This is a genomic window from uncultured Fibrobacter sp. (genome assembly GCF_937877005.1).
Taxonomy (GTDB): domain Bacteria; phylum Fibrobacterota; class Fibrobacteria; order Fibrobacterales; family Fibrobacteraceae; genus Fibrobacter.
In genome coordinates, this window is record NZ_CALEFV010000207.1 from 21,347 (window position 1) to 34,559 (window position 13,213).

2 protein-coding genes and 1 pseudogene are annotated in these 13,213 nt (G+C 49.8%); all 3 read right to left on the bottom strand.

Annotated elements, in window-relative coordinates; translation table 11 throughout:
* Positions 1–30: 30 nt before the first annotated feature.
* Positions 31–5,877, bottom strand: coding sequence for a glycoside hydrolase family 9 protein (locus tag Q0628_RS09555; protein WP_298770473.1), 5,847 nt, complete (start codon positions 5,875–5,877; stop codon positions 31–33).
* Positions 5,878–5,973: 96 nt separating this feature from the next.
* A complete protein-coding gene (locus Q0628_RS09560; RefSeq protein ID WP_298770475.1) occupies positions 5,974–12,426 on the bottom strand; it encodes a glycoside hydrolase family 9 protein in 6,453 nt (2,150 codons plus the stop codon).
* 313 nt (positions 12,427–12,739) lie between these two features.
* Positions 12,740–13,213 (bottom strand): annotated as a pseudogene (locus Q0628_RS09565) (hypothetical protein); the annotation flags it as partial.

The window sequence follows — 13,213 nt, forward strand, 5'->3', positions numbered from 1 at the left end:
GGGGAATTTGAATACAGGCTTTCTGCCATTCTACTTTACCCGTTTGATACCAAAGGTTTCCGTCTTGTCGTAGGAATTCTTTCCAGAGAAACGGTCCTGGGTTTCAGCGTCATAATTTGCATTGGGAACAAACCTACAATCCAACTGAGCCTTGTAAATGTATGCACCCGTCGCTACAGCCCTACCCTGTTCCGACTGGATTCCGAATTCCGTGTTCGCCCATTCAACATAGAAAATGACCTTACCGTCGGTTGAGAAATACTCCGTCGGAAGGACATCAAACGAGCCCGAAGCACGATTTACATAGCTTCCCAAATTCGAATAGATCGGAATGTCATACTTGACGACAAGGGTATCCCATGCAGCAACCTCGCTTGCAGAAGCTCCCCTTGGTACAGTCAATTCCATTTTCCAGATAGCCCCCTGAATCAGGGCGGTATCGATACCTTGAGTCACGACCTGGCCGTGAACAATCATGTCGAGTTTTTGAGTCTTGGGATTCACCACGTAAAGGCGAATACCGCTCGTGCTTTGGACCATGGAGCGGTTGCCTGAGCCAACTTCCGCAATCTGATTTTCCAATTTCACGCTAAACTTGATTTCAGCGGCTCCGCTACCCGTAATAGGCACCCACGGATTATCCTGCGAGGGCAAGTTGCCCTGTTTGTCGATATAGGCACTAAAATCTTTTGGCTGCATGCGGACATAATCACCGTCAGAAACGCCAAGTTCGCTATCCTTACCATAGAACGCAACCAGACGGTCAGACGTGAAGTTACTGGATTTTAGGCTATGCCTGTAGATCGCCGTATCGCGACTACCCAGCTTTTCTCGATAAAGAACAAGCGAGGAATCCTTCATATTCAAAACTTCGCTAAATTCAATAGTCAACATGTCAAAGTTATCCGAGTTAGACGTATTGAGAACCGCAGACACGATTACCGGTCCAACCTTGTCTTCTGCGTATGTGGAATTCGTCTCGTAAGATGCCGCAGAGCCGATATGCTGCGCCACAAGTCCAGCCCCCTGCGAAACGACATTGTCAAACATGCTTTCGTAACTGCCGACGGTTACACCATAGCGGAACGGCACCGGCAACTTCAGCGAAGCACTCATGCCATCGTCTGCGTATTCCGGTACAGAACCGGACACCCACAGAGTTTCCGGTTCCGTAAGACCGAACTCTATCGAAATGCTGTCGGGATAATGCTTCTGGTCGATAGGTCTTTCGTATTCGATATAGACAAACTCCGCAATACCGTCTTCATCACGGTCTGCAATATAGGCATACTTCATCGGAACCGGCAAAAGCTTTAGCGTAATCGGCAGCTTGGGCTGGCCACATTCCGTCGAAACACCATTTCCACTCTTATCCATAATGGAACTTGTCGACAAAAGCTGGGCGAACATGCCTTCCGTCACGCGAGACGATCCATCGGCATCGAAGGGAATCTCAAATTCCCAGACATTCTGAGCTTCGTTATACAGTTTCGTAAACTTGACAACCGGGGCATCGACCGTCGTCGTTTTATTCGAAGCGAAAAGCTGCACGGGCCACTCCGTCCCAGGCGCCGAAATCGGTTCGCTGAACTGCATGTACACGCGGTCACTCGTCGCCGTATCAAGGCGTTCAAGCACGGCCACACCTAATATTGTCGGGGATATGCCATCCTGATAGAAATCCGTATGGCTTTCGACTTTCGAACCGACATTGCTATACAAGGTCACGCTTCCGCTCGGATTCGTATTGATGGAAGAATCCGTCAGGTTTGCCTTTACGAGGATTTCCTTTGCATTCTGGCTAATTACATCGGTAGTCTTTATCGTGTCCGTTCCATAAATGAACTGCACCGAGTTGAACGACTGATTTGTCTGATACTCGTTGGAAATCGTAATTTTCAACGCATCTGGCTTATTGTCGCAATCGGTATCAACCATTTTCGCGATATCAATAATCGGCCATGGAGGCAATTCCTCGATAACGAGGACCGCTTCCGAGGGAACATACTCGAACTTCGTCGAAGACCCTGCACGGGCAAATAAAGTTGTCGTAAGGACTTCCTCGGAACTTACGTAGAATGTCGCCGAACCATTCACGAGCATGATACTGGTAATGGGAATCGTCGAGGTCGGAGAGCTCCAGAAAAGGACATTTCCTTCTACAGTTCCAAGAGAGAGGGTCAGATCGACCGAATCTAGCCTCGTGGCATTACTATCAAGCAGCTGCACCCGAACTTCTACCATTCTTGGCATGGACGGATCCTTGGTTTGATAGGCATGGTAGGCCTGCTTATCGAACACGAGATAGCGTTTTTCTAGGGGAACCGTAATCGTGTCGATTTCCACGTTGGTTCGAACCACGGCACAGGCGCAATCATACTTGTTCTCAGACTTGCCATTCGCACCATGATTGTGCCAACTCACCCATTCCATGTAGTTGTTGCCATACGCAAGGACTGTATCCTTTTTGTAGAACACGAAGGAATCCTTATGAAGTCCATTATCGTAAATAATGTTCTGCGGTTTTCCGTTCATTTCAAAGTCATCCAGAAAACCCGTCGGGCTCACGGAACTGGACCCCTGATAGGTTGTCACATAATCCACTTTTTCTACAGAATTATAGGGACTCTTGAAAGGTTCTTCGAAAAGGAGTGTCACCTTGCGGTGCACCTGCGGTCCATTTTCAGCAGTATGACTCGGACCATACCCATAAATATGCTTGCCATGATAATAAGCCGTAATATAGGGATCCTTCCTAAACGCTTCTTCGGTCACTCCATTCACCGTTTCAAGGAACATCTTGCTAAAAGATTCTTCTATGTATAGCGGCCCACGCGTGAGGTCGATTCCAGCAAAGGGCAGCGGATCATCGTCGGCAACATGCGCACGCAAAGACCAGGAATTTTCAAGTCCATCATATGTTGAATTTTGCATATACAATTCAAAGTACACGCTACCCGATACATACAAGGCGCCTTTAATGGTTACCGGCAAGTAGCCATTTCCATCTTCATCTTTCGTATATGTACCGACAGTAAGATCAAACGGGACCGAATAGTCCGCAAGTCCCGTACCAGAGAACGGCTGCTTGTCGTAGCTTACTGCAGTCACGGGTTTATCTAGATAGATTCGAATTTCCAAATCCTGATAATCAACCGTATCTCTATTCGTTACCAGGAAGTAGAAGGAATTACAATCTTTCCAATTGCCCGTAGAATTGCAAGACGAATTTTTCTTAATAGGCTTTAGCGAAATGTCAAGATCCACATAAGACGCTTCACTTTCGGTGGTAAAGCTGTAACCCGAACCGCCGTTATCGTCCGTAGTCATGCCCGAAGATACCGTAAAGTAATAAGTAGTTCCGGCCTTGAGATTCGTAAGGGTCACCTCATGGAACAGCACGGTTCCATCACTTGAAGCCTGGGTCTCATTTAGCGCGGACATGGAAGTTCCATACTTTATCAAACCATTGGAACGAATGTCTGTCCACCAGTAAATTTTTGCACTGCGGTGGTCCACTTGACAAATCGTAACTCCAGAAACCTTGGGTTCAACTTTCGTCATGGTAAACTGATACCATTGACCATGATTGTCGTCAACCGTTTCATTTCCCTTGACATCTCTACCATGCAAGAAGAAATAATAAGTCTTTCCCATTTCAAGATCTTCAAGCGTTAGAGATCCGCCCTTGGATACTTTTTCTTGCTGTACAGATTTTGCGCCCACCTTATCGGGAGTCGTATTATAGAACACCGTCACCAAGGCAAGCTCGTTGGCATCCCAGCTGACGATTGCCGAAGTTTCAGTTATCGGAGTACCCGCAATATTGCTAAACAAGGGGCCATCGTTATCGGGCGGAAGGACTTCGGCAAGACGCTGCGCAGGCATCAGAAGCTGCACCGAGAAGTCAATGCAAGTTTCGGTCGCAGTCCAGTCGCTCCAGTCTTCAAGCAAAGTCTTAGTCGGCGCAGAGCCACCCATCAAGGCGCCTCGGGGACAGCGGTATTCATACGGCAAGCCGCCCGCATTGTAACCATCGGGATTTGCCGTACGATTATGCGGGTGATTCGAGTTCTTATCGCCAGCACCCATCAAGAACGAAATGTCCCACGGGTTTGCACCCATGTTGTAATAGATGTTATCAAGAGCAAGGTTAAGATAGGCATCATGCTCCGCACCGGTCGTAATTTCAGAAAGCATGAACACCGCATTTGCTGCACCCATATTATAACGGTTAAAGCCCCAGTCGCTAGAGACCCAGGCAAGGTTATAGGGGGGGGTCGCCTTTACAGCGCCAAAACGATTTTCATAAATGGCCTTTCCCTGTGTACCATCATCAGTCAAGCGGCGAAGGCTATTGGTTGCTCGCTGCAGAAGCGTGTCGCGTTCCAATTCACCCACATTGTAAGCCTTGGCCGTATCCTTGTCACTCAGAATCAATTTTACAAAAGAGAACAGGACATATGAATGTACATTTTCGTAGTCGGTCATCCACCCACCTGGATAGAAACCGCTAATCATTCCCAAGAAGCCACCCTTAAAGTAGGGGCCCGCATCATTGGGTTCGTTATTGTTCATGTAGTTGGTTGAATTGTTACTAATCGTCAAGTCCTTATACAACTGATACTGGTACATGGTATCTTTAGTAGCATACCACAAGGCTAATGCCGCAGCGGCAACATCGTCATTCATATTGGACTCGTTGCTTCCTCCCGGATAAAGATCCTGAGGAATGGTTGCCTTGGTATAACCAAATGTACCCGCAGGCGAATGCGGAAGAGTCACATTCTTATAGATGTCCTTGGCCGCTTCCAAAAGGGAGTCTGCATAGCCTGGTTCATAATCTCGCCACCCCACCGAGAACAAGGCTAGAGCTGCAGCAAAGGCACCCGAATAGGAACCCACTTCTGCCGTCACGACACGATCCGGACCGCCCTTTGTCTGTGGCATGGCATCCTGCTTTTCAGGAACATCCCAGAATTCATGGTCCCACTGGTTTCCCACAGTTTGGTACATGTCGTTCTTCTCAATAAGACCATCTGCCTTTGATGCCTTGTAAAGCTTGTAAATGTAGTCGGCACCAATCTTAGCTTCGTAAAGAAGATCAGGGTATCCGTCCGGAATAGTATCGTCATAGGAATTACCGAAGCGGTCTTCGGCCTTGTTCTTATATACAAGGTAAGTGGTCGCCATAGAATAAGCTGCATAGCCAATCGTTTCCGAGGGCTTAAAATGGTCACCGCAATCGTGCCAACCGCCCGTCAGGTCATGCCCAATTGCAGATCCGTCATTCAAGTGACACGCCGCATGCATGTGCGATTTCGTATTGCCGCAACGCTGAATTCCAAAAAACTTCAACGAGTTCTCAAAGATGGCATTAAAGATGGCGGGATGAATATTGAATGTTGCAGACGTATCTTTACCGACCACCACAAAGTATTCGCCCGGCGTACTCGGATTTAACCCCGAGAAATCGGCTCGATAAAGAGCCTCTGTCGCGGTGCTGGAATCTTTAGAGCCAAAATTATAAAGAGTCGTAAAAGCTTTAAATTCGCCATTCACCCAAATATTTGGCTTTGGAGCATTCTGATCGATCAGGTTCAGGGTTCCACTCCACGCCTCGGCACCGCTATTGGCGTCAATTACCTTAAAGGTCATTTCCTTAGGATCAGCCACATAGGCGTATTTGGGATCCTGTGGTCTAAACCCCACCTGGTTCACGCGAATCACGCGGCGGTTATAGACGTTCATCGAGTCCAAATACCGACGGCTACTCACCTTGTCGGTACGATCAATATTAGGCAAATCATCCGCCAAAGCGCAATCGAAAGCCCAAAAGACAAACAGCAATGCTATTTTCAAAATGTATTTCATCATTTATTCCTTCTCCTAACAAACGCTCCAAAACACAAAAGAATGTATTCCCCCAAGGAACACATTCTTTTTGTCTGTTCTTGTTTATCTCTGTTTCATTTACCGTTTCACTCTCCTGAACCCGAAGGTCTTGGTGAACATATCGGATTCACTCATGTCCGTATGGTCATTTTCAGGAGGTTCGGTGAGGTACTCACCCTTCGCTTCGGTTCCGAACTTGGCGATATAGGGGCCCGTCGCAATTTTCTTGCCTTCCGAGCTTGCCGGGTAATCTTCCGGAGCGCACCATTCCAGATACAGGGTCAAAGTGCTGCTAGCCGAAATGAATTCCTCGACCTGCGAGGCCTTGAACTTGTAGTTCGTGCGGTTGACAAACGAGCCCATGTTATTGAAGATATCGAGTTCAAGCTTGATATCGTAATCGCGGTCGATGTTACCCACGGAGTCCCTAATCGGCAGAGTCACCTCGATCATGAACAGGGGACCCGCATGGCGGTAATCCTTGATTGGAGCACTGAACACATCGTGCATCGAAGTGTTACCCGAAGCGATGATGACGGTTCCGCCATCCTTATTTTCCGCCGTCAAGCGGAAATTCTCGTCCGTAGCGATGGGGAGACCACCATAGTAGACAGAATCCGAACTTCTGGACAGCGTCACACCATTCATGTTCGTAATCGAGAATCGAATACTGGACACAGAACCCGTCACAGGCACCCACGGTGTGCCATACCCAGCAAACAGACCCGCACGGTCCTTAAACACGGAAGTCTCATTATCCGAAACCAGACGCACCGAGTCCGCAATCCAGATAGCCTCGTTGTACTTGTGCTTGGCACCTAGACGAGCCGTTAGCATACCCGATGTATAGGACATCGTAAGTTTCGGATTCTGACGCGGGCTAAAGAACACACCAGCAGAACCGTCGCGGTTTCTTTCTACGACATACGGATTACCATCCACGGTATCCATGGGTTCCGAGAAGGTGAGTGTCACGTAGTCCTGCGTACCATCTTCGTCATCGCCGATGTCAATTCCCTGCCACACGGCAGACATGATAATCGGCGGGCACTTGTCCACGACAGGATAGTACTTGTCAAAGAAGCCGCCTTCAGGTCCAAGACGCGGTGTCACGCGACCATAGCCATCGTAAGGTCCCGTAGTTGCACCCAAGGTGTAGGATTCCGAAGCAGAAATATCAACGATAATTACGGACACCGTATCCGTTACCTCAACGGAATCTACAGTCACCACCGGAGTTCCGCTCGAAGAATCGACAGAAGAAATCTTTTCCCAGCGCGTACCCGTTTCGAATTCATGCTTCCATTCGGGCTTAAAGCTACGAACCTCACCTTCGGCGCCCCATTCCACGACAAAGCTGTCAAGCATGTCCTTGTCGCGGAGTTTCTTTTCGAACTTCATGTAGAGTTCATCGGGATACCCGTCACCTTCATGGTCTCGCATTTCGGCAAGCGTCACGGGTACGGGTTTCGGTGTTTCGACAATCTTTACCGTGTTGCAAGCGCCAGCCGGATCCAGCATATTGAATGCCTTGTCAGAGACGGAATTGGCCTTCACAGTCACTGTTCCGCCGATTGGCAACATCTTGCCATCCGTATTACCACTAATCGCATACAGCCAGCTCTTGCCATCGTTACTGGTCGTAGCCTTGCCCAGCACCTTGATGTCGGCACCCGTCACGCCAGCCACTTCCACGAACCAGGAGGTCGCAGAAGCGAGCAGTACCGGTTCGGTAAAGGCAATCATCAAGGTATCTTCCGGTGTTTCATGATTCGGGTTTTCGAGAATCGTAAAGCTCAAGAGTTGCGGCGCAATACCATCCGAAATCGCGATGCGTTCGGCATTGGTGGCGCCCTCGGCCTTCAAGTAGACAGTCGCCATACCCACCGGAGCAGCGGTCTTTTCAACGCCAAGCGATGCAGGCAAGTCGATCGAGACGACGCTCTGATTCAAGGCTGCCGAGGCATCGATCTTAAGGGTCGTCGTATCCGACATGCCGGGCAAGTAGATGCGAATACTATCGAAGCTATAGGCTTCTTCCAGCGTATTGCTGAATTCAACCACCAGCTTATCTGCAACATTGTCACAATCGCTATCCTGGGCAAGGACCTTCAACGGTTCAGGATACTTGGATTCCGCAAAGAAGCTCTGCTTCGATACATCTTCCTCGTCATCCGGGTCCATATAAATCACCTGGATCGTATCACCGGCGAAGAACGAAATCTGGTTACCCGAACGGGCTTCCGGAGCCACGGATACGGCAGAAATCGCAACGGAACTCTTGAAGCTACCCGGGTTAGAAGAATCTTCCACCATCTTGACCTTCAAGGTATCGCTCTTCTTGTTGTTAATAACCAGGACTTCGATCGGCGCACTCGTTCCTGCCTTATCCTTATCGTTCAGGTAGATATAGAAGCGCGTATTGGCCGGATCTGCCGGACTTGCAATCGGGTTACCGGCTTCATCCTTGATCGTCAAGCTAGACGCCGTGAGATTTCCGCGAGAGAACTGCACATAGTAGGTACGGTTAATAAAGGCGCAGCCTCCATTTTCGGAGCACTCGGCACATTCGGGATCCGCACCGGCGAAGATGGTAAGGTCGATTTTGTTACTTCCGATCTTCATCTTCACAGGAATGCTCAGCGACCACAGACCCGTAGAGTCAATTTCGCCGCCACCGCTTGTGACATTATAATGTGCAACGATGTGGTTGTCTTCTCTTCTCAGCAACAGGATCTCGTTTCCGATACGCTTAATATATGTATCAATTTCGGTGCCATTCGCCCAGATGCGGGTAATGTAGCCACCCTCGGTCACATGGGCGTAACCGTTCACAAACACCGTGCTACTCGTCTGGTCAATTTCCACATAGCTGCCGTTAGAAACATTGAACGGAGCGTCCAGAGTCACATCCATTTCGTAGTGAGCCTTCTTGGTGGTCATTTCCTGATAAGACGGGCTGTATCCCCAAATAAATTCATCTTTACGGTAAACGACGATATAGGGATTGATAGGAATTTCATTATCAATATCGCCATAATCCTTATCTTCGAAAGGCATACCCACATAGTCCGCACCATCGACCAAGAATTCGTGCGGCGACCAGGACCAGTCACTCGTTTCCTTGGTCATGCGCTTCTTGGCCAGAGTACGCAGGGTTTCGCAAGTTTCATAATTATCATTCGAAAGGCCCGAAGAGAAGCCGAAATCCAGACGGACACGAGACGAGGACTTAATCGTCGTCGATCCCAGTGGAACCGGGAAGTAATAGGAATACTTACCTGTCGTGGCGTCATAGGTATCATCAAGACGCACCGGCAAAGCATGACGCATCAGGTAGCGGATTTCGTCACCTGTTTCGCAGGGCTTGTTGAAACCAGCCTCGTCGTATGCCTGGCAGATATCGATATCGATCAAGGTTGCGCACTTTTCAACCTCTTCCGGCTTTGCGGTAAAGTACATGCGCAAGGTCAAGCTATCAAATGCACGAGCCTCGTTATTGTAGATATTCAAGTCGAGGAAGTCCAGTCCGCCAAATTCATACTGGTAAGAACGCACGCTAAAGTCGTACCAGCCCACCGGAGTCGTGAACTTGAGCAGTTCTCCCGTTTTCTCATTTGTATTTGCAAACTGTCCATTGCTTTCGACCATGTAGTAATAGGTCGTCTTTTCTTTAAGGCCACCAATCTTTACGTAATGGAACCTGGTCGGGATTCCAGACACATCTGCATTGCCAGCACCGCTGTTGAATGCATATTCAGCAGCCGTCGCGTGCGGAACGGTATCCCAGTATACCTTGGATTCATATTCGCCATTCGGAGTATACCACATGATTTCGGCACTATCGCCGAACATGTTACAGACGGTCACGTTATTGATCTGCGCGCTTTCGACAGAATTCAATGTCGTGAAGCTAAACGGAGTCTTGGTACTATCGACCAAGTACTTCATGGTAAAGTTTTCCTGCTTATAGGCATTCAGACCGGCGACATAGAAATAGTAGGTGGTACCATTCTGTAGGCCGCGTAGAATAATCTGGTGCTGGACACCGGCAGAGCTATCGTCCGGAACAGCAATCGTATTCATGGAACCTTCGTCGGTACCATAGTAGAGCGATGCCGTTCCGCGAGATGTAAGCTTCACCATTACAATGGCAGAATCCATGCCCACATGGCGGATTTCGACATTCACACCAGGAGCTGCAGTGCGGTCAAACTTGGCAGCGGCGAGCATGCCCGAGCTCACGATTGTTGCCGCAGCATCGATACAGGTTTCGGACAGATGATAGTCTTCCCAGCTCTTGTTGGAGGGAACCCAGGAATTGGTCGTTCCCGGAGTCACGCCACCGAACAGAGCACCCACAGGCGGATTGTACTTATAGTTTGCACCAGGCATGTTCTTGCCTTCGGGGTTAGCGGCACGGTGATGCGGGTGAGCATCGTTCTTGTCACCGATACCCAGGATAAAGGAGACGTCCCAAGGGTTCACGCCAAGCATGTAGTTCAGCTGGTTGATAGCCAGCTGATGCATTTCGTCGGCCTTCCAGTCAGGGGAACCCATAATCGGAAGAACCAACCCCTTCTTCTCAATATCCTTCGCCACATCGGCGTACGCAAGGACTTCAAAGATGTTTCCGGCCTGGTAACGGTTATAGATCCAGGTTTGGTCCGTCATCATGGTGTACCAAGTAGGATCAAAGGACAGGGCGCCTCTCAACTTCCATGCAGGTCCTTGACCATTGGGAATGCCCGGCAGCGCAATAGAGCCGGTTCCGTTTCCAGACATGTCCTCCAGGTTCAGGATCATGCTTGTAATACAGTCTTCAACTGCATTCAACCATTCTTCTTCGGTAAGGCCATATTCTGTCGTGGCCTTGGTTTTATCAGCCAAAATCAACTTATAAAGAGCATAGGTCGCATAGGCGTAAACATTCGCCCAGCTCGTGTTCTTCACGTTCTTCAGGAAACCCTTGTCGTTCGTGACAAACCAACCGCCCGCAAAGGCGCCGGCACCGTCCATATATTCCTGACCAGCCACCAAGTTACGGGTACGGATCATGTCGTCGGCATATTCCTTCTTGCCGGTCGCATAGAGGAGCGCCACCGAAGCAAGAGCCAGGTCATCGTAGAATTCGTTGTTGCCGTTATAAGCGGGACTTGACCAGCCAGCAGCCACCGTGTTGTTTTTGAAAGGCTTTCCACCGTCGTAACTGGACTTGCCCTGAGCCAGGGACTTCGCAAAATCGTACATCTTTTCTGCCACCACCAGGCAGCTATCCGCAAAATCCTTGTATTCGGGATACTCGGCATACATCTTGCCCACAATCGCAAGGCCCGCCGCCGTTTCACCACCGATGTTCGAACCGATTTCGCCAAGGCGAACCGTTCTCGTCGCCGGACCGCCACGGTCCGTCGCAGCTGCAGAATTATCCACAGGGAGTTTATCCTGATTTTCGGGTCTACCCCACCAACCGTGGTCAGCACCGAAATTACCTACGGACAAGGCCATGTCGTCAATCACGCCATTCGCACGCCTATAGGCGCGTAGCACAAAGTCGGCACCATGCTTTGCTTCTCGCAACATGTCCGGAATACCGTCGGTATTCACCGTTTCGCCATGGTTAAAGGCATAGTTGTCTTCGTCGGCATCGGGATTCGTGGCAGCAAGAACCGCCGCCACCATAAAGGCATACATCTGGGTCTGGGATTCCTTCAGGTGGTCGCCGCAATCATAATAGCCGCCTTCCAAGGTCCCCGCAAGGGATTCATCATAGCTGCCGCGAACATCGTCAGAGCCAGTCACGATCGGGCCAGCACCGTCCTTGGTATGGCTCGCCGGATGGAACCAGGAATCACCGTAACCGCTACGGTTGATGCCGTAGAACTTAAGTGCGGCATTGCGCACCATGGAATACACCTTCTCGCTCACGATAAAGGTGCTCGAGATATCGTTTCCGACCTTGATACGCAAACGCGTATTCGTCGGCACGCTTCCCGGAATATTACCAATCTGAATAATGCCCGATTGTCCGGTAATGTCCAGCTGATAACGTTTCTGGTCATTGGTGGCCGCATTGGTTCCTGCAATAATCGTCCAGTCAGACGACGTCTGCACTCCACTGCTGGTCAATGTTCCCGTCACCTTCGGGGAAAGCGAATTGCCGTCAATATCCACCACTTCGAACTCGGTCGCCGTGCCCACATAGTAGAACTGCTTTTCGGGGTCACTTTCCAAATAACCGGCCTGATTAATACGAATGGGCGACATGCGATAATTAATCGCATCCAAATAAGCCTGGTTCAGCGTGTCGGGAATCAACGCGTTCGGCACGTAAGACGCCGGGGTCCTGTTCTTGGGAACCATGTTGTGCTTCTTGGTAACCGTTGTGTCGTAATGATCGAATACCGTCGTATCCCACGTAAGCGGCCATACCGGACGTATCAGGTCGTAAGGAGTAGGTTGTTCCTGGTCTGCAGCCATTACAGACAAGGCCGCCAGCAAAACAAAGGACAATAACTTCTTTATCGGCACAAAAGCCTCCTTTAATTTTATCGCAAATAGCGGGCGCAGCATGCGTCCGTTCAACATCCCAAATACACTACCCTAAAAATAAATTTAAATGACTGAAAAGGCTCACCCTGTAAACAGAAAATGTTCCCGTTTTGCTCTCAAAAAGGCCATAAATAGCCCATAGGAACGCACAGTTCCAAAATAAAAGTTTTTAATAACAAACAGAACGGTTTAAAAAAGTTTACAAGAATCCTATCAGTATTACCTTATGCAAAAAAAAAGCCCGATACCCGAAGGTATCGGACCGTAAAAACATTAATTCGCCTAGAACCGATTAGTCCTTGCCGGTGAAGATAATCACGAGCACGGAGGCAACGAATGCCGCGGACACAATCAGGAATTCCCACGGATTTTCCATGATGGTGGTCTTTGCAGAGCCATTGGAGCCAGATTCGAGCTTAGCCTGTTCTTCGGCCTTGGCCTGAGCTTCAGCTTCGGCAGCTTTCTTTTCTTCTTCAGCCTTGGCGAGAGCGGCGCTGTCGACCGGGGCTTCTTCAGCCTTGGCTTCGAGGACTTCGGCAGAATCGGCCTTGGCAGTGTCGGCGGCAGCTACAGCTTCGGCAGGAGCGGCAGCGGCAGAATCAGCCGGGGCAGCTGCAGTAGAATCAGCAGCAGGAGCGGCGGCAGCTTCAGCAGGAGCAGCGGCAGCGGAATCCGTAGCGGCAGGAGCGGCGGCTTCAGCCGGGGCAGCAGCAGGTGCGGCGGCGGCAGGTGCGGCAGCCGGAGCAGGAGCAGCAGCGGGAGCAGC